General features: G+C 55.0%; 22 protein-coding genes and 1 pseudogene. 14 read left to right on the top strand and 9 right to left on the bottom strand.

Features of this window, described 5'->3' with window-relative positions; genetic code table 11:
• Positions 1 to 32 precede the first annotated feature (32 nt).
• Positions 33 to 1,286 carry an MFS transporter gene (locus tag TGAM_RS06870; protein WP_015858972.1) on the top strand — a complete coding sequence of 418 codons (1,254 nt, stop codon included), beginning with the start codon at positions 33 to 35 and terminating at the stop codon, positions 1,284 to 1,286.
• 10 nt (positions 1,287 to 1,296) lie between these two features.
• Here the strand turns inward: TGAM_RS06870 and TGAM_RS06865 are convergent, their stop codons facing one another.
• The gene (locus TGAM_RS06865; protein WP_015858971.1) at positions 1,297 to 1,812 is read right to left on the bottom strand and encodes a cob(I)yrinic acid a,c-diamide adenosyltransferase; all 516 of its coding nucleotides are present in this window, start codon (positions 1,810 to 1,812) and stop codon (positions 1,297 to 1,299) included.
• Positions 1,813 to 1,940: 128 nt separating this feature from the next.
• On the opposite strand from TGAM_RS06865, the gene TGAM_RS06860 reads away from it, so the two are divergent.
• On the top strand, positions 1,941 to 2,621 hold the full coding sequence (locus TGAM_RS06860; protein ID WP_015858970.1) for an aspartate/glutamate racemase family protein: 681 nt from the start codon (positions 1,941 to 1,943) through the stop codon (positions 2,619 to 2,621).
• 39 nt (positions 2,622 to 2,660) lie between these two features.
• Positions 2,661 to 2,954, top strand: coding sequence for a MazG nucleotide pyrophosphohydrolase domain-containing protein (locus TGAM_RS06855; protein ID WP_015858969.1), 294 nt, complete (start codon positions 2,661 to 2,663; stop codon positions 2,952 to 2,954).
• 3 nt (positions 2,955 to 2,957) lie between these two features.
• On the opposite strand, the gene TGAM_RS06850 is transcribed toward TGAM_RS06855, so the two are convergent.
• The gene (locus tag TGAM_RS06850) at positions 2,958 to 3,227 is read right to left on the bottom strand and encodes a type II toxin-antitoxin system RelE family toxin (RefSeq protein ID WP_015858968.1); all 270 of its coding nucleotides are present in this window, start codon (positions 3,225 to 3,227) and stop codon (positions 2,958 to 2,960) included.
• A gap of 6 nt (positions 3,228 to 3,233) precedes the next feature.
• A complete protein-coding gene (locus tag TGAM_RS11270) occupies positions 3,234 to 3,386 on the bottom strand; it encodes a hypothetical protein (RefSeq protein ID WP_169302027.1) in 153 nt (50 codons plus the stop codon).
• Positions 3,387 to 3,506: 120 nt separating this feature from the next.
• Between TGAM_RS11270 and TGAM_RS06845 the strand changes: the two genes are divergently transcribed.
• The 3 genes and pseudogenes from TGAM_RS06845 to TGAM_RS06835 all read left to right on the top strand — a co-directional run bounded on the left by TGAM_RS06845 (position 3,507) and on the right by TGAM_RS06835 (position 7,779).
• Positions 3,507 to 4,925: a TldD/PmbA family protein gene (locus TGAM_RS06845; RefSeq protein WP_015858966.1), complete on the top strand. Its 1,419-nt coding sequence runs from the start codon at positions 3,507 to 3,509 to the stop codon at positions 4,923 to 4,925.
• A 10-nt stretch (positions 4,926 to 4,935) separates the two neighbouring features.
• Positions 4,936 to 6,258 (top strand): TldD/PmbA family protein, encoded by a 1,323-nt coding sequence (locus TGAM_RS06840; RefSeq protein ID WP_015858965.1) that lies wholly within the window; start codon positions 4,936 to 4,938, stop codon positions 6,256 to 6,258.
• Between the two features lie 109 nt (positions 6,259 to 6,367).
• A pseudogene (locus TGAM_RS06835) lies at positions 6,368 to 7,779 on the top strand (ATP-binding protein).
• 14 nt (positions 7,780 to 7,793) lie between these two features.
• On the opposite strand, the gene TGAM_RS06830 reads toward TGAM_RS06835, so the two are convergent.
• From TGAM_RS06830 to TGAM_RS06815, 4 genes are read right to left on the bottom strand one after another with little or no spacing between them, the layout of a single operon-like run.
• Positions 7,794 to 8,255 carry a COG2426 family protein gene (locus tag TGAM_RS06830; protein ID WP_015858963.1) on the bottom strand — a complete coding sequence of 154 codons (462 nt, stop codon included), beginning with the start codon at positions 8,253 to 8,255 and terminating at the stop codon, positions 7,794 to 7,796.
• A complete protein-coding gene (locus tag TGAM_RS06825; protein ID WP_015858962.1) occupies positions 8,252 to 8,869 on the bottom strand; it encodes a phosphatase PAP2 family protein in 618 nt (205 codons plus the stop codon). The genes TGAM_RS06830 and TGAM_RS06825 overlap by 4 nt, the downstream gene beginning before the upstream one ends.
• 37 nt (positions 8,870 to 8,906) lie before the next feature.
• Entirely contained in the window at positions 8,907 to 9,488 is a 582-nt protein-coding gene (locus tag TGAM_RS06820; protein WP_048811233.1) for an ASCH domain-containing protein, read from the bottom strand.
• On the bottom strand, positions 9,445 to 10,173 hold the full coding sequence (locus TGAM_RS06815; protein ID WP_015858960.1) for a TIGR02253 family HAD-type hydrolase: 729 nt from the start codon (positions 10,171 to 10,173) through the stop codon (positions 9,445 to 9,447). The genes TGAM_RS06820 and TGAM_RS06815 overlap by 44 nt, the downstream gene beginning before the upstream one ends.
• A 96-nt stretch (positions 10,174 to 10,269) precedes the next feature.
• On the opposite strand from TGAM_RS06815, the gene TGAM_RS06810 reads away from it, so the two are divergent.
• The 4 genes from TGAM_RS06810 to TGAM_RS06795 are packed head-to-tail and all read left to right on the top strand — an operon-like array spanning position 10,270 to position 13,379.
• The gene (locus TGAM_RS06810; protein ID WP_015858959.1) at positions 10,270 to 10,557 is read left to right on the top strand and encodes a DUF357 domain-containing protein; all 288 of its coding nucleotides are present in this window, start codon (positions 10,270 to 10,272) and stop codon (positions 10,555 to 10,557) included.
• 9 nt (positions 10,558 to 10,566) lie between these two features.
• Entirely contained in the window at positions 10,567 to 10,953 is a 387-nt protein-coding gene (locus TGAM_RS06805) for a DUF555 domain-containing protein (RefSeq protein ID WP_015858958.1), read from the top strand.
• Between the two features lie 38 nt (positions 10,954 to 10,991).
• Positions 10,992 to 12,521, top strand: a complete 1,530-nt coding sequence (locus TGAM_RS06800) for an amylopullulanase (RefSeq protein WP_238516194.1) — start codon at positions 10,992 to 10,994, stop codon at positions 12,519 to 12,521.
• A 24-nt stretch (positions 12,522 to 12,545) separates the two neighbouring features.
• Complete coding sequence (locus TGAM_RS06795) at positions 12,546 to 13,379, top strand: MBL fold metallo-hydrolase (RefSeq protein WP_015858956.1); 834 nt, start codon at positions 12,546 to 12,548, stop codon at positions 13,377 to 13,379.
• Here the strand turns inward: TGAM_RS06795 and TGAM_RS06790 are convergent.
• Complete coding sequence (locus tag TGAM_RS06790) at positions 13,366 to 14,070, bottom strand: cysteate racemase (protein WP_015858955.1); 705 nt, start codon at positions 14,068 to 14,070, stop codon at positions 13,366 to 13,368. The genes TGAM_RS06795 and TGAM_RS06790 overlap by 14 nt on opposite strands.
• A gap of 90 nt (positions 14,071 to 14,160) precedes the next feature.
• On the opposite strand from TGAM_RS06790, the gene TGAM_RS06785 reads away from it, so the two are divergent.
• From TGAM_RS06785 to TGAM_RS11430, 3 genes are read left to right on the top strand one after another with little or no spacing between them, the layout of a single operon-like run.
• A complete protein-coding gene (locus TGAM_RS06785; RefSeq protein WP_015858954.1) occupies positions 14,161 to 14,382 on the top strand; it encodes a hypothetical protein in 222 nt (73 codons plus the stop codon).
• A 26-nt stretch (positions 14,383 to 14,408) separates the two neighbouring features.
• The gene (locus TGAM_RS11365; protein WP_238516193.1) at positions 14,409 to 14,627 is read left to right on the top strand and encodes a hypothetical protein; all 219 of its coding nucleotides are present in this window, start codon (positions 14,409 to 14,411) and stop codon (positions 14,625 to 14,627) included.
• On the top strand, positions 14,594 to 14,671 hold the full coding sequence (locus TGAM_RS11430) for a hypothetical protein (RefSeq protein ID WP_394295131.1): 78 nt from the start codon (positions 14,594 to 14,596) through the stop codon (positions 14,669 to 14,671). The genes TGAM_RS11365 and TGAM_RS11430 overlap by 34 nt, the downstream gene beginning before the upstream one ends.
• Here the strand turns inward: TGAM_RS11430 and TGAM_RS06780 are convergent.
• A complete protein-coding gene (locus TGAM_RS06780) occupies positions 14,668 to 15,009 on the bottom strand; it encodes a cupin domain-containing protein (RefSeq protein WP_015858952.1) in 342 nt (113 codons plus the stop codon). The two genes, TGAM_RS11430 and TGAM_RS06780, sit on opposite strands and share 4 nt — an antisense overlap.
• An 84-nt stretch (positions 15,010 to 15,093) precedes the next feature.
• Between TGAM_RS06780 and TGAM_RS06775 the strand changes: the two genes are divergently transcribed.
• The gene (locus tag TGAM_RS06775; RefSeq protein ID WP_015858951.1) at positions 15,094 to 17,529 is read left to right on the top strand and encodes a tRNA(Met) cytidine acetyltransferase TmcA; all 2,436 of its coding nucleotides are present in this window, start codon (positions 15,094 to 15,096) and stop codon (positions 17,527 to 17,529) included.
• Positions 17,530 to 17,578 lie beyond the last annotated feature (49 nt).

Below are 17,578 nucleotides of genomic sequence, written 5' to 3'. Positions count from 1 at the left end.
AATTAAAGAGCCAAACAAAAACGGTGGTCGGTATGAAAAGCTCCAAGGGCCTCAACAGGAACTTCTGGCTCTTTGCCATCGGCCGCTTCATTTCCCAGCTCGGCTGGGCGGTGCAGGATGTAGCTTTACCGCTCTACGTGCTGGACAAAACGCACAGCGGTTCGATGATGACGGCGTTCATCTTGGCGGAGATAATCCCTTCCCTGATCGTTATGCCATTCGCAGGTGTCGTCGGCGACAGGTATAACAGAAAGTGGCTCATGGTTGGATTTGACCTAATCCGGGGGGTTCTCCTCTTCGGCGTCATAGCCTTCAACTTCCTCGGTATCTACCAGCTTCTGGCAGTTCAGGTAGTTATGGCGGTTCTGGGCTCGTTCTTTGCTGCTGGAACGGGGGCGATGTTTCCCGACCTCGTGGAACCCGATGAGCTTGAAAAGGCAAACTCAACGGTGTCTTCTTTCACGATACTGGCCCGCCTCGCTGGACCGGCCCTCGGCGGTTTAATCTACGGAATCGGCGGGATTAGGCTTGCCATCCTGATAAACGCGGTCAGCTTCTTCGGTTCGGGTCTCTTTGAGATGCTAATCCGCTACGAGTGGAAGGCAAAACCGATTGAGGGGCTCGGCCAGGTATTGAGTGACATAAAGGAGGGCGTCCGCTTCATCTTTAAACACCACTACCTGAAGACGCTGATGACCTTTGCGATATTCATGGGAATCTTTGGGGCGCCCTTCGGTGCCGTTCTGCTCCCCTATGCCATGAGAGAGGTTCTGAAGTTCACGAGCGTTCAGTTCGGCCTAATGGAGAGCTTCTTCATGGGCGGAGCCCTGCTCGGAAACCTTCTCATAGCGGTTAAGTTCGGCAAAAAGGCGGGGAGGTTCCTGTTCGGGGCGATGGTCTTAGATGGAGTCATGACAGTGGCTTTCATATGGGTTATCTCACCCCTTTCGAGCCTCGACAGAAATGCTGCATTCTTCTTCCTTGGTGCAGTTGCCGTGATTTGGGGAGTAACTGAAACGTTCATAGACATCCCCATCCAGTCCAAGCTCCAGCGAGCAGTTCCGAGCGAGGTTCGCGGCAGGGTTTTCTCGGCCCTGGGGATCCTCACGAGGATTGCCACTCCCCTCGGTCTCGTTCTCGTTGGCCCACTCCTGAACCTCTATCCCGCGTGGCTCGTTGCCCTTGGCCTTTGGATTGGAATGGCCGTCGTGGTAGCCTACTACTGGGTGAAATACCGTGAAATTCTGCTGACGGACGTTCAGACCGAGGAAAAACTGGAGGAATAAAAGGAGAGGCTCATTTAACCTCCTTCAGCTTCCCCTCGCGCTTTTCTATGAGCCTTGCCATCACGAAGAGCAGGTCGCTGAGCCTGTTGAGGTAGACGAGCGCCTTTTCTCCTATGCCGACCTCAAGATAGAGCTTCGCGACCTTCCGCTCGGCCCTTCGCGCTATCGCCCTGCACACGTCGAGCTTCGCACTCGCCACCGTTGACCCCGGCAGGACGAAGGCTCTAAGCTGGAGCTCGTCCTCGTACTTCCTAGTGAGAGCCTCAAGCCAGCGGACTTCATCGTCGCCCACCTTGGCGTACTTTCCTTTGCTCGCGAATTCCGCCATAAGGTCGTAGAGCTGGACTTGAACCCTCTCAAGAATTCCGACCATTTCGTCTGGCACGTAGTGCTTTGCCTCCCCGAGGAAGCTGTCGAGCTCGTCAATCGTTCCGTTCGCTTCCATTATCGGCGAGTACTTTACAACACGGTCGCCAGTAAAGAGGCCGGTTAAACCTCTATCGCCTGTTTTGGTTGTTACGGGCATATTCTCACCTCGAAGGGATTCCGGGTCTCCCGGTTAAATCCTTATCCTTAGGTTCGGCGGGGTTAAAACATTTCGCTTTGGACCAAAAACTTCATATCCGAGCCGGGGTATCCCTTTCGGTGATTGGCATGAAGAAAATCGGGCTTATAGGTGGAACAACTCCGGAGTCAACGTGCTACTACTACCGGAACTATATTCGCCTGAGTCGGGAAAAGTTCGGCTCTTTTACCTTCCCCGAGCTGATAATCTACTCGATAAACTTCAATGAGTTCCTCAACGCTCCTGGTGGCTGGGAAGGAAGAAAAAAGATCCTGATAAACGCTGCCAAAGCCCTTGAGCGAGCGGGGGCCGAGATCATAGCCCTCACTGCGAACACGCCCCACATTGTATTTCCCGACGTCCAGAAAGCCGTAAGCGTCCCGATGGTCAGTATAATCGATGCCCTTATCGAAGAAATGAAAAGGAGAGGCGTTAGGAAAGTCCTCCTTCTCGGAACGAAGACGACGATGACCGCTGGCTTCTACAAGGATGCCCTCAACAGGGCGGGGTTTGAGGCCGTTGTTCCCGGGAGAGAGGAGATAGAGGAAGTTAACAGGATAATATTCGAGGAACTGGCCTTTGAGAACTTCAAGAACAAGCCTTACCTGCTGTCCCTCGTGGAGAAATACCGGAAGGAGAGGGGGATAGAGGGGGTCATCCTCGGCTGTACCGAGCTCCCCCTTGCGATAAGGCCCGATGACGTCTCGGTCGAAGTCTTTGACACGGCGGAGATACACATGCGCAAGCTCATCGAGGTCGCGAGCGAGTGATTTTTAAGGGTCTCCCCTTCCCTTTTTCCGGGTGAGAAAATGGAGCTCAGGGAATTCCAGGAGATGATCCGTGAGATTTACTTCCACAAGGACTCTAAGAGAGGCGTCGAGAGGACTTTCTTGTGGTTCGTTGAAGAAGTTGGAGAGCTGAGCGAGGCTATAAGGAAGAACGACCGCGAGGCTATGGAGGAGGAGTTCGCCGACGTTTTGGCGTGGCTCGCAAGCCTGGCAAACCTTCTCGGTGTTGATTTGGAGGAGGCCGCGAAGAAAAAATATCCCGGCGTCTGCCCCTACTGCGGGAAGAAGCCGTGCGAATGCGAGGAGAAGTTCTGATTTTCATTCGTAAACGTTCTTCCTCTTCCCAAATTTGATGACGAGAATAAGCAGTTTCTTCCGCTGAAGTTCGTAGATTACCCTGTACTCGCCCAGACGAACCCTGAATGTGTTTTCCCTTCCCTTGAGCTTCTTAACGTCGAACTTTTCAGAAGGGATGGGGTTATATTTGAGTTCCTCAACGAGTTCTTCAAATTTCCGTTTTATGTGTTCGGAAGCGTTTTTAGTCTTTTTATGGCGTTTCGGGGGAGGAGAACACTGTAAACCATTCAAAGCACCTCAAAGACCGAGCTCCTTCTTAGCCTCTTCCCAGGAAATCCCGTCTTCAAGGGTCTCTTTGGAGAGCCTCTCAAGCTCTCTAAGTTCCACCTCGCCAACTTCCTCTTCCTCAAGCTTCTTTGTTTTCAGATGTACCTCTTTGCTCATCTCCACCTCCCATGTTTCTATCGTCATGGGTGCTTAAACCTTCCTCCTCTTTCGACCGTCATCTGAACGAAAAGACTTTTATACTCCTCCGTGAACTATTCTATGCAGTAATCCGAGGTGATGTGCATGGAGCTTTTGGAGTTCGCCGTCGAGAAGGCCCTTGAGCTTGGCGCTTCCTACGCCGAGGCCCGCTACGAGGAGAAGAGCGGGACGCACTTGGCAATGAAGAACGGTTCTCCCGAGGGAATGGACATCGAGGCCGACAGGGGAATCGGGATAAGGGTTCTCGCCGACGGCGGAATGGGATTCGCGAGCACGAACGTTTTAACTCGGGAAAGCGTTGCCGAGGCCGTTAAGAGGGCCGTCAAGCTGGCGAAGGCGGCTTCACAGGTTAGAAACGAGCCGATTGAGTTCAGCGAGGAGGACTTCCATCGCGTTTCCTACAAGGTCAAGATGAAGAAGGACTTCAGAGACATTTCCCCTGAAGAGAAGCTCGAAATCCTCAGGAAAATCGAGGAGGAGGTCAAGGCAACTGGAATAAACGTGCCGATGCGCTATTTAATGTACTCCGACCAGCTCTGGAAGAAGGTCTTCGTCAACAGCGAAGGAGCTTATGTAAAGAGCAAAATCCCGCGCATTTCCGTTGTCTACAACCTCGTCGTCTTCGAGAACGGTCAGATGGAGCAGGCGCCCTTCGTCCAGAGGGCATTCTCGGGCGGTTTCGAGCTAATCGAGAAGGACGAGCCCTGGAACTGGGCGGTGAAGGACGTTAAAGCCTTAAAGAGGCTCATCACCGAGGGCAAGAAGCCACCCGAGGGAAGGGTTGACCTCGTCATAAGCCCTGAGGTCGCTGGCATAGCGGTTCACGAGAGCGTTGGACATCCGTACGAGTCCGACAGGATTTTCGGCAGGGAGGCCGCTCAGGCAGGTGAGAGCTTCGTCAAGCCCGACATGCTCGGCGAGAGAATCGGGAGCGAGGTCGTTACGGTGATAGATGACCCGACGATTCCGAACAGCTGGGGCTTCTACCTCTACGATGACGAGGGCGTTAAGGCTCGCCCGAGGTACCTCATAAGGAACGGAATCATAAATGAGTTTCTGACCAACAGGGAGTACGCGGCAAAGCTCGGGGGGCGCTCGAACGCGGCCGCGAGGGCGGTAAACTACAACCGCGAGCCGATAGTGAGGATGGCCAACACCTACCTCGCGCCAGGCGATTACTCCTTCGAGGAGCTGATTGAGGACATAAAGCTCGGCGTCTATATGGTGTCCTTCAACGAGTGGAACATAGACGACAGGCGCTACCAGCAGAGGTACATCGGCAGAGAGGCCTACCTCATCGAGAACGGCGAGATAAAGCACCCAGTCAGGAGGCCAATCCTCGAGATAACCACCAGAGCCCTCTGGAGCAGTGTTGACGCGGTTGGCAAGGACGTCGAGTTCTACCCAGGAACCTGTGGGAAGGGCGAACCCGGACAGGGCGTTCCCGTCTGGATGGGTGGAGCGCACGCAAGGTTGAGGGACATACCGCTGAGGAGGCCGTGAGGTGGTGGCGATGTTCGAGCTTAACGAATTCATCCTGAAGAAGGCCGAAGAGCTCGGCTTCGGCGACGTCGTCGTTCTGAGCTATGAAACCAACCGCAGACAAGTCCGCTTCGCCAACAACGAGATAACGGTCGCCAAGCACTGGCACGAGAGGAAGGTGGAACTCTTCGTCGAGAAGGAGAAAAGGATAGCGAGCACAACGGTAACCGAGCTGAGCGAGGAGAACGTCGAGCGGGTTTTGAAGACCCTCAAGAAGAACATCGAGAACCTCTCGCCCAAGGAGGACTACTACGGAATAGCCCAAGGCCCGTTCAAATACAAAGACATCCCCGAGACCTTCGATAAAGCTATCGTCGAACTCGATGAGCCAAACGACTACGTGGAGACTGCCATAAACTCCGCCCTGAGCGAAGGTGCCAAGCGCGTTGCGGGAGTTCTCTACACCGACCACAACAGGCTTTACCTGACCACGAGCAACGGGGTTGAGGCCTTCGACGAGGGAACGGGGATAGAGATAAGCGTCAGGGCCTTCGTGGGCGACCTTGAGAGCGGACACGGCACCTGCTCCGCGAGGGTTCTGAAGAAGTTCGACCCCGAATTGGCCGGAAGGAAAGCTGGAGAGATTGCCCACATGGCTCGCAATCCTGTTCAGGGGCCTGAGGGGAGGTTCGACGTCATCTTCGACCCCTTAGCGTTTGCGAATCTGCTCAGCTACATGGGCTTCATGCTCTCAGCTTATGCAGCAGAGGCGGGCTTTTCGTTCCTGGCTGGAAAGCTAGGCCAGAAGGTCGCGAGCGAGTTGGTGACGCTCAAGGACGTTGGAAACCTGCCCAACGGCTATGGAAGCAGGAAGTTCGACGACGAGGGCGTTCCGACGAGAGAAACCACCGTCATAGAGAACGGGACATTCAAGACGTTCCTCCTCAACACAAGCCTCGCCAAGAAGTACGGAACCGAGACAACCGCCAACGCCGGCTTGATAATGCCGAGGCCCTGGAACCTCGTTCTCGAGCCCGGCGACTACTCCAAGTCCGAGCTCTTCGGCGAGGTTAAGAGGGGCATCTACATCACCAACGTCTGGTACACTCGCTTCCAGAACTACGTGACCGGCGACTTCTCGACGATACCGCGCGACGGAATCTTCCTGCTTGAGAACAATGAGCTAAAGCCTATAAGGAACATCCGCGTCAGCGACAACCTCGGGAGGATTTTGAGCAACGTAGTTGCTATAAGCAACGAGCCGTTCCAGGTACACTGGTGGGAGGTTTCGAGGCCCGTCATCACGCCCTACGTTCTCGTGAAGGACGTGGGAATAACGAGGGCGACGAAGTGATTCCTTCATCCCTTTTTTAGTCAACAACAAGACAACAAGGTGTCCAAAACAACCAGACGTTCCGAGGACTCTGCAACTCTTAAATAGTTGAAGCACAAGTATTATACTCATGAGTAGACAAAAGTTCGTGGACAGAGGGCGCGAACTGGAGTTCCTTGAAAAGGAGTATAAAAGCAATAGGGCGGAATTCATTAAGTAATCTATGGCCGGCGAAGAATCGGCACGACAGAACTGCTCCTTCACTTCGGGAGGGATAAGCCTCACGTCTACTTTCTCGCGACTGAGAAGCCCTACCGCGACAACTTGAGGGAGCTTCAGAGACTTCTGGCCGAGTTTTTAGGGGATACGCTCTTTGGAAGGGTTGCCTTTGAAGAAATCGACGAGCTCTTAATGGCTTTTGCCGACAGAATTGGCGAGGAGCGTGTAATCCTGATAATCGACGAGTTCCCCCTTCTCGTCGAACACCACCGCCCGGTCCTCTCGCTCCTCCAGAGGGCGTGGGATTTGAAGCTGTCAAAAACGAAAATAATGCTCATCCTCTGCGGTTCCAGCGTCTCGGCAATGGAAAACGAGGTTCTGGCCTACAAAAGCCCACTCTACGGGAGGAGAACGGGCCAGTGGCGTTTGACTGAGATTCCCTTCTTCCACATCCGGGAGTTCCTGCCCGATTACACCGTTGAAGACCTCGTGAAGGTCTGGGGAATCACTGATGGAATTCCCGCTTACCTGCTCCAGTTCAGTCCAGAGAAAAGCTTTGACGAGAACGTAATCGAGAGGGTGCTCTCAAAGGGGGCATTCCTCTACGAAGAGGCGGAGTTTTTACTCCGGGAGGAACTCCGAGAGCCCGCAAACTATTTCGCAATACTTCAGGCCATAGCGAGCGGAAGGAGCAGGTTCGGCGAGATAGTGAACGCCACCAGCCTCGATAAGAGCCTCGTGTCCAAGTATCTGGCGGTTCTCCAGAGGCTCGGCGTGGTTGAGCGTGAAGTCCCGGTGACGGCAACAGTGAAGAAGGCCAGCAAGAGGGGTCTCTACTCGATAGCCGACAACTACTTCGCCTTCTGGTTCCGCTACGTGCTCCCGAACAAGAGCTACCTTGAAGCCGGCCTTGCGGAGGAAGTCTGGGAGCGCTCGGGGGAGGACTTCAACCTCTACCTCGGCTCGGTTTTCGAGAGACTGGTGAGGAATCCTGAGGTGTTTCTCAAGCTGACGGGCTTCCGCTTCACGAAGCTCGGTCGCTGGTGGAGGAAGGGAGAGGAGATTGATTTGGTTGCCCTGAACGAGCGGGAAAAGCGGGCGCTCTTCGCTGAGGTCAAGTGGAAGGAGTTAAGCGGGAGGGAGGCGAGAGGGATTTTAAGAGACCTTGAGAGAAAGGCTGGGCTTGTGGGACTGGAAGACTGGGGGAGGACTTACGGGCTGGTTGCGAAGAACGTTGAAGAAAAGGAAGCGCTGAGGGAAAGGGGCTGGCTTGTAGGAGATCTAAGGGATTTCCAGAGCTTATCTCAACGCTTAATGGATTGAGCCCCACCATAGCATCACCCAAACAGCCCCAGCGCGGGCAGAACCGTTATCGCCATGCTCAAAAGCCCGCCGAGGATTAAAGCGGGAACCGTCTGCTTTTTCTCGATTCCGAGGAGGTAAGCCGCCAATGCTCCCGTCCACACACCAGTCCCTGGCAACGGAATGGCAACGAAGATTGTGAGGCCGATGAAGCCCCACCTTTCCACGTAGGGGTGGGCCTTTCTCCGAGCACGCTCGACGTAGTAGAGGTAGAGGTGGGCCACCTTTCGGAGGGGCGTTTTTTCGAGCCAGAGCATGATTCGGTCTATCAGTGGAAGCGCCAAAGGCAGGAGGAGCGAGAGTAGCAGAACGCCGAGGGAAGCGCTCAGAAGGGTCTCCCAGAGAGGATAGCCCCTCCCTATGCCATAGACTATCGCATAGCGCCCCTCGAAGGTTGGAATGAGGGATAGCAGGAAGACCTCGATGAAACCGTTCATGCCTCAACGACCTCCAGGTTGAGTTTTTTGAGTATTCTCCCCATGATGGGAAGCCAGAGTTTCTCCGTGGAGCGGAGCAGTAGATAAAGCCAGGGGGCAAAGAGGAGGCTGAAAAGGACGTCGCTAAGCCAGTGGTAGTGGAGGAAGAGCCTCGTGAGGGCTATTCCAATGGCGTAGGCCCACGCGAGCGGAGCAAGTTTCTTCCAGCGGTCTGAAACGTAGCTCGCTATTATTGAGGCTCTGAAGGTGTGGCCCGAGGGGAACGCCCCCGAGCTCAGAAAACCGGCCCCCGGGAGCGGTCTCGGTCTTGGCTCGGCGAGGAGGGCCTTCAGCGCACCGACCGCGACGAGGCCGAGGGAGAGAGCGATGAGAAAGGCAAGGGTCTTTGAAGATACGCCACCCAGCTTCTTCATCTCGTAGAGAACTACAATGATGGCAAAAAGGGCTAAGAACGCGTTTCCCCCCAGGGCCGTTAGCAGGTTCATCCAGGGAGTGTCTATTAGGGGAAGGGCCGAGTTAAGGGCCTCGTTTATACCTTTAAACCCGCCTGCAAGCTGAAGGGCTAAGGCGAGGAGCAGTCCCAGGGAGAGGAGTTGGAAGGGGCTCTTCTTCATGGCAGAGTGAAGAGAAAGAGGAACCTAAAAAGCTTTTCTAAATCAGCCCCTCGTTGTAGAGGCCGTGGTAGACCTTTAACAGTGCCTGCTGGACTTTCTTCGGTCCGAAGGTTCTCACCGCCTTCCCGAGCCCCTCGTTGTAAATCCTGCGCATTATGAAGTCCGTTTCGCGGTTGAAGTTGAGCTTATCTTGGTTTTCGAGGTAGAGGCGCGCTATCTCCTCGGGCTCGCGGTAGTTGAGCCCCTTGAGCCACTTGAGGGGAATTCCATCTTTAAAACGCTTGACCACCTCAAAACCTATTATCGTGACCTCGTCGTCCCCGTAGAGCTCGCCGTAGATTTTGTTCAGCTCGCGGAGGAGCTCCTTAACGTCCGAGAAGCCATCGAGCCTTGCATCTTCGTTGGTGAGTTCCCTAACCTTCTTCCGCTCGACCTTCGTGATCCTAACCTTCGCTATGGCAGTGTCGCTCGGCGTTATCACAAGGTAGACCTCGCTCCCGGGTTTGGCTTCGTAACTCCCGTAGCGTATCGTCGTGACCTTGTCTCCCCTGAGGATCCTCGACTTGTAGGCGGAGTCAATCAGCATGAACTTCCGGATCTGAACGCTCTTCTTCCTCATCGTTGAGTCCCCTCACTATCTCCGGAACTTCCTCAAGTGATCTGATGACGAAGTCGGCGTATTCGAGATAGTCAAGCTCTTTGTTGGCGTACTTTCCGTATTTGAACCAGACGGTGTGCATTCCCACCTGCTTGGCCCCGTATATGTCGGAGTACAGCCTGTCGCCGACCATCATGGCTTCCCCGGGCTGGACTTCAAACTTCCGGAGGGCCTTCTCGAAGATCTTTCTGTGGGGCTTCTTGACGCCCACGAAGTCGGATATAAGGACTTCATCGAAGTAATCCTCTATCTCCGTTCGAAGAATCTTCTCCCACTGTTTGACGGGATTTCCGTCGGTGATTATCCCCAGTTTAAGACCCATCTCTTTGAGGCGAAGGAGGGTCCTCTTAACTCCCCGTACGGTCTTGAGGTGGGAGATCTTAGTGTTGTGGTAACCTATTACTCCCGCCGCTATCCACCTGGGGTTGTGAGGGAGATCGAGGCGCCTCAGGAGGTAGTCGAAGTGCCTGTTGAAGTTGCTCCCGTACTCGTTTATCAGCTCAAGGAGCTCATGGTAGGCTATGCCGAAATCGACGGGCATACCGGCACGGATCATATTCTCTATCGCGTTTCGCCTTGCGATCTCGGCGAGTTTGCTTGTGTCGATGAGCGTGTCGTCAAGGTCAAAGAAAACGACCTTTATCATGGCCTCACCCCTCTGACCTAGGGGGTTCAGATATTTAACGGTGATGGTGGGCAAGGTTTATAAAACCGGGGCCCAACCCTCAGCGAGGCGAGACCGGTGGGGCGAGAGATCACCGATGAGAAGCTCGAGAGGTATTTTAGAATAACAGAGGAGGCCTTAAAGACCCTTGAGGTTGCAGTTCATGAGAAAAGCCTCCTTCACAAAGTTGCTGAGGATTTTTTGACGATGGCGAGGAGCTATTTTGAGGACGCCAGGTATTACTACGAGAAGGGCGACTACGTGACGGCCTTCGCGGCGCTGAATTACGCCCACGGCTTTATCGACGCCGGTGTAAGGCTCGGTGTCTTTAGGGGTGAAGACGACAGGCTTTTTGCCTTCGGGTGAGGTGGGACCATGGGGGACTACGTCGTTGTGCTCGAAGCCCCGATAATAGTCAAGGATGTGGAAACGAGCGAGGACGCGATAAACGTCGCGGTGAGCAAGGTCGCAAAGGCCCTCAACAAGGAGAACCTCGACTTCGTGAGGGTTGAGATTGGCTACTCCCAGTGCCCCGTCTGCGGCGCCCATTTCGAGAGTGCCTTCGTGATAGGCTCCGTCGGGCTGGTTGGGATATACCTCACGCTCAAGGTCTTCAACGCCCAGAGTATAGAGCACGCCGAGAGAATAGCCAAGGCCGTGGTTGGAAAGGCCCTCAAGAGGGTTCCACTCAAGGTTTTTGAAATAAGGGAGCTGGAGGAGGAGAATGGGGACGGTCTGGAGGTTCCGGACGAGTTCGAATGAGCGGCAACTTTTTATTATCCCCCTCGATTCCACTCCGGGTGAAGGAATTGAAGGTCAGGTTACTCGTGCTCATCCTTCTGCTCTCAACTGCCAGCCTCGCCCAAGGGGCAGTCATGATGGAGGGAACTACCTCCGGACTCGGCTCTTTTATTGCGATAGATGCCAGTGGAAACACCATCATCGCGGCCGGGATATCCAACGGAACAGGCATCGGGGACTTCGACGTGGTGCTCGTTGCGTTCAAGGAAGATGGAAGGGTTCTCTGGGAGAAGGCATACGGTGGAACCGGCAGGGATCTTGTGTCGAGTGTTAAAGTGCTCCCGGACGGTTCGATACTGGTCGCGGGGGGAAGTGCGTCCTTCAACGGGGGCTGGGTCTTTCTGGTTGGCGAGGATGGCCGGATAGCGTGGAGCAGGGTCTACAACACCGAGATGATATACTCTGCTCTTCCCTACGGAAACGGAATCCTCGCGCTCTCATCCGCCGGGGAAAAACCTCTCCTGCTCAGGCTGGATTCAGAGGGGCTCGTTGAAAGCGCCTATGTGATTAACACCAGCCTCAGGGTTGTTCCGGTCACGATGAGGATCCTTCCGGGTCAGGGGGTTTACATCGGCGGTATCGCCCAGTCCAACGCCACCGGCTCACTGGACTTCTGGCTGGCGAAGGTTGGAGAGAACGGAGAGTTGGTATGGGAGAGAACCTACGGCTTTGAGGGGATGGATAGACTCTATGATGTGGAGGTCGACGGGAGGGGTGTGACCTTAGTTGGGTACAGCACCCTCTTCAACAATGAGACCAACGTCAACCTTTTAGTTGTCAGAACGAACCTCGATGGAAAGCTCCTCTGGGCGAGGGTTGTTGGCGGGCCGAGGGAGGACTGGGCAAACGCGGTTTCGCTCCTTCCCGGGGGAAAACTTGTCCTCGGGGGCATAACGTATTCCGCCCAAACTCCGCAGGCGTGGCTTCTCTTCATGGACGAGTATGGGACTATCGGGGAGTCCGTCCTAATCGGGAGCAGGGGGATAGACTGGATAAGGGCACTCACATCCCTTCCCTCAGGGGGAATAGTTTTCGCAGGTGGGCTGAACGGATCGAGCCTCGGCACAGGGAGTCTTGGGAAGTCAAGCTTTTTCCTCGGTGTGTTCAAACAGGATGAGAGCTTTGCAAATTGCCACGTCTCGGTTCAGAGGCTCGACTTTCCAGTTGAGAGCGTTGCGCCCATAACGTGGGTTCGCTCCGGAGGAAATCCCCTCCCGGTGAGCGTCTCGGTTAGGAACGTCGCCCCCCAGGCCAAAACCATCAAGAACGGCCTCAAAGCCCTCTGTCCCCTCGAAAACCCCGACACCACGAGCACCATGACAACCACGTCCCACACAACCGGAACAACCACAACAAAGACCACCGTAGCTACCACTACAGCCACCACTACAACGACTGCCACTACAACGACGTCAACGATCCCCTCGACCACAACCACTTCAAAGAATGAGGGCTGGAAGCTCTGCGGTCCCGGGCTTTTGATAGCATTGCCCCTCCTCACGCTTTTCTTGAGGAGGCGAAAGGCATAAACGCCCTTTCTCCATTTTATTACGGTGAGCTATGTGAGGGTGTACGTACTCGTCGAGGACTACTCCGGCTACGAGAGCCCCTTCCTTGCCCAGCACGGGGTGAGCTTCCTCATCGAGGCAGATGGAAAGAGAATTCTCTTCGACACCGGTCAGAGCGCCGAGCCCATTTTGCACAACATGAAAATTCTCGGAATCGATCCGGCCTCGATAGACTACGTCTTCCTGAGCCACTGCCACTACGACCACACTGGCGGGCTTTTAGGAATTCTAAAGGCCATCGGAAGGCGCGTTCCCGTTGTTGCACACCCCTTGATTTTCAGAAGGCACTTCATCACCAAGCCGTACCTCCGCGAGGTGGGCGTTCCGTTCAGGCGGGAGGAAGTTGAGGAGCTCGCTGACCTCTACCTCACCGCAGACCCTCTTCCAATAACCGAGAACGTCCTCTCAACGGGTGAAGTAACCGAGCGGGAGGAGTTTGAGAGAACAGAGCTTGAAGTCTACACAATTGAGAACGGGAAGGTCGTGGGGGACAGGCTGAGGGATGACATGAGTCTCGTGGCGAAAACGCCGGGGGGTCTCGTGGTTATAAGCGGCTGCAGCCACGCCGGCATAGTTAGCATCGTCAAGCACGCGATACGGCTAACAGGCGAGGAGCGTGTCAGGGCTGTAATAGGCGGCTTTCACCTGATTGAGGCAAGCGACGAGCGCATCAAGAGAACTGTGGAGGAGTTCAAAGAGCTCGGCGTTAAAGAAGTCTACACCGGGCACTGCACCGGGCTGAAGGCCGAGACGGCTTTCCTGAAGGCATACGGCGAGCGTTTCCGCAAGCTGCACTCCGGAATGGTCATGGAGTTCTGAGCTCCTCGAGGCCGAGCGCCAGTTTCACGGCTTTCTCGGCTATGACGTCAAGCGGGTCGATCAGGGGGACGCTCAGATCCTCGGGTTTCAGGGCGACGCTGACCTCCGTGCAGCCAGCTATTATGACATCGCTCCTCCTCTGAAGTTTCCCTGCCACCTTCAGGAGTAGCTCCCTGCCGAGCTCGAGGTTTCCCGCCTTTATCCCCTCGTAGATGGCCTTCATAACGAGCCTCTGATCTTTCTTTCCGGGCACGGCTATGCTTACTCCCCTTTTTAGGAGTGCACGGTGATAGATCAGGCCCTTAATCGTCCCGTCCGTCGCGAGGAGGCCCGCCTTCCTGAGGCCCATTCCCTTCACGCGCTCCGCCGTTTCCTCGATCATACTCACTAGTGGAATTCTTATCGCCCTCTGGATTGTATCGGCGAAGAAATGGGCCGTGTTGCAGGGCATTATTATGAAGTCCGCGCCCCAGCTCTCGAGCTTCTTGGCACTGTCAATGAGCTCTGGCCTTGGATCCGGGCCCCTCCCAAGTATGAAGGCCGTTCTGTCAGGTATCTTCGGATTGTTGTAGATTATGATCCTCGGATGATCCTGATCCCTCTTTGCAGGCGTCTTCTCCACTATCCTCCTGAAGAGTTCTGCAGTCGCGAGGGGGCCCATTCCGCCGAGGATGCCGATCGTTCTCTCCATTTGCGTTCCACCGATGTAGAATGTGCCTGGAAAAATTAAGCTTTTCCAAAACCCTTTTTAATTTAACAACGTACGGGACATGGTGGGATCATGGGAGTGAGTGTCATCAGGCTTCTCAATGACATCAGAGAGATGCGGAAGAAGCTCGATGAAATTGAACAGGAGCTTCTGAGGCTAATAGCCGAGTCTGAGGAGCCTGAGATCGTGAACGAGGAACTTTACGAGGAACTCCTCAGAAAAGCGGAGGAACTGGGGAAAAACCCAGAGAAAGGCATGAGCCTTGAGGAGGCCCTCAGGGAGCTTGAGGCATGAGGTGATTGAATGCCCTTTCAGGTGTGGTGGACAGGAATGTCATCAGGAACGCCAGGAAATACCTGAAAGAGAGCCAGAGGAAAAAGCTCTCGGAGTTCTTGAGGACCCTGCAGTACAATCCTTTTCCTAAACCTCCTTTCGATGTGAAGTCAGTGAAGGGAACCAAAAGTCGTCACACCAACACGTATCGGTTCGGATTGGGGATTACCGCATCTTCTACACGGTCTACTGGGAGGAAAAAGTGATAGTAGTGACGGATTTAAGACCCCGGGAAAGCGCCTATCGCTAATCCAGCCACACCGAGTCGTCTCCCTGGTAGTTGAGCTTGACCACGAACAGCCTGAAGGGCTCATCGCGCTCGTTGATCACCCAGTGGACGGTTCTCGGCTTGACGAGGAATATCTCGCCCGGTCTAGCGAGATACTCTCTATCCCCGATGCCGAGCCTTGCCTCCCCGCTCAGTATGCAGAACAGCTCGTACTGGTGAAGATGGTAGTGCTTCCTGACGGTCCGCCTCGGCTTGATTTCCACTATCTGGGCGTAGCTGTTCTCGGGCAGTTCCCCCTCAAAGAGGGGCAGCTTTCTATACGTTCCCCGGTCTATGAGGTTTTTGATCTCGGCCTTCATGCACAAAGCTACGCGGTGGAGATTAAAAGGTTTGAGCTACCTTTTTAAGCCAACTTTCTCCCTATCTTCCGGGAGGTGACGGCCGTGACCGTCAAGGTTCGCTTTGAGAGGGAAGTGAGAGACTATGCGAAGGGCGAGAAGGTTAAGGACTCGGTTCTCAAGCTCACCGAGACGGCTTTAGCCCAGGCCCTTGAGAACTTCCACAGGAGAATGATTGTAATCGAGGGCGACACGCTGAGGAAAGCCGAGTTAGCGGGAATACTGGCGGGGGCCTCTGCGAGGGTTTTGAGCGGGGTTCTCGACGAGCTGATGAAGAAGCGCCTCCGCGACGAGAGCGAGGACAGGATAGAGGTTCTCTACGCCACCGACGCGCTCGGCGAGGAGACCTTTGGAAGGAAGCGCTACGAGGCCTTCAGGAAGCACTTCGACGTCTTGGCTGGCCCAAACGTCGAGGTAAAGGCCGTTACCTTCAAGCACACCCGCGACATCCTTGGAAGAACCTACGATTTGCTCATCCTCGACATGAGCTACGACTACTCGCCGAACGACCTCGGAAGGATTATCGAGACCGTCCGCGGTGGGGGACTGATTTTCATCCTCGCTCACCCCTTCGAGAAGTGGAAGGACATGTGGACGGGCTTCCACAAGAGCCTTGTAACGCCACCTTACACGATAGACGACGTCAAGAAGAGATTCAACAGGCGCCTCATCAGGAAGTTCACGGAGCACGAGGGCATCTACATCATCACCGAGAACGGAAAGGCCAGGAAGAAGCCGAAGAGAAGCAAGAGCCAGGCGAGGATTAAAGCGAGAAAGGGCGTCCCCATCCCGGAGGAGACCCTCTTCCCGAAGGAGCTCTACGAGATGGCCCTAACCGAGGGTCAGGTTGAGGTTTTGAAGGCCTTCGAGGAGCTGGTAGAAGGCGGGATGCTCGTTCTGACGGCAGATAGGGGGAGGGGCAAGAGCGTTTCCGTTGGAATCGGCGCGATAGGTCTGGCCTTAGCTCTAAAGAAGAGGACGAGGATTGTCGTTACTGCCCCCGAGCTTGAGAACGTTCAGGCACTGTTCCGCTTCGCAAAGAGGGCCCTTGAAAGGCTCGGCTTCAAGCCCTACGTCGTTGAAGAGCGCGGGCTGATAAAGGAGCTCTACGCGAGGAAAATCGGCCTCCGCTATTACCCGCCGGCAGAAGGTTACAAGAAGAGCGCTGACCTCTACATTCTCGACGAAGCGGCAGGAATTCACGTCCCGATACTCCACAAGTACCTCAACAAGGAGCGCGTCGTTTACTCCTCAACGATTCACGGCTACGAGGGAGCGGGAAGGGGCTTCTCGGTCAAGTTCCTCAAGAGAGCCAGGGAGAAGAGAGAGTTCAAGGAGCTCCACATGGACGAGCCGATTAGGTATGCGGAAAACGACCCGATTGAGCGGTGGCTCTTCGACGTTCTCCTGCTCGACGCCGAGCCAGTAGAGCTCACCGAGGAGGACTTCGAGCTGATTGAGAAGAAGGAGGTCTATCTGGAAGAGCCCGACCTCGACGACTGGTTCGAGAACGACAGGCCTGATTTGAGGCACTTCGTCGGAATCTATATCTTGGCGCACTATCGCAACAGGCCGAGCGACGTGGCGCTTTTGGCCGACGCGCCCCACCACGAGGCTCGCGTGCTCAGGCTCAAGAACGGCAAGATAGTTACCGCCATACAGATTGCCAAGGAGGGAGGGATTCCGAAGAAGGTAATAGACAAGATGGCCAAGGGCTACAAGCCGCGCGGGAACATAATCCCCGACATGATGGTCAAGCACCATTATTTGAAGGAGTTTGCGAGGCTGAAGGGCTACCGCATAGTGAGGATTGCAACCCACCCGGACGCGATGGACAGAGGTCTCGGAAGCAAGGCACTGGAGCTCCTTGAAAAGGAGGCTCGTGAAAAGGGCCTCGACTGGATTGGTTCGGGCTTTGGAGCCAGTGAGGAACTCGTCCGCTTCTGGGTCAGGAACGGCTTCGCGGTGGTTCACCTCAGCCCCGCGAGGAACCCGGTCAGCGGTGAGTTTACGGCGATAGTCCTCAAGCCTATAAGCGAGAAGGCCAAGAAGCTCATCAAGAAGGCCAACGACGAGTTCAGGATAAGGTTTACGGAGTGGCTCGGAGATACACACAGGGAGCTTGAGCCAGAAATAGCGCGCTGGCTCTTCGAGACGCCCTTCGGCGAGGCCGTCGATTACCCGGTTCACCTCACGGAGATTCAGAAGAAGCGCCTCGACGCCTTCACGGGCAAGGTCCTGACCTACGATACCGTTGTCGACGCGGTGAAGCCGATAGTGAAGCTCTACTTCCTCGACGGCTGGATGAAGCCGTATCTCGACGAGAGACAGATAAAGCTCCTCATCTACCGCGTCCTGCAGGCCCACAGCTGGGAGGAGACGGCGAAGCTGATTGACAGAACCGAGACCTTCACAATGATCGAGGTGCGCGACATAGTGAGGGGCCTCTGGTACTACTACAAGCGCCTGCTAAGGGCATGAATAGCTTTTTAACTTCCTTCCCCTATTCCCCCGTGTAACAGCGGTGTCC

The sequence above is a fragment of the Thermococcus gammatolerans EJ3 genome, assembly GCF_000022365.1.
Taxonomy (GTDB): domain Archaea; phylum Methanobacteriota_B; class Thermococci; order Thermococcales; family Thermococcaceae; genus Thermococcus; species Thermococcus gammatolerans.
This window is presented reverse-complemented; position numbering and strand designations above follow the sequence as displayed.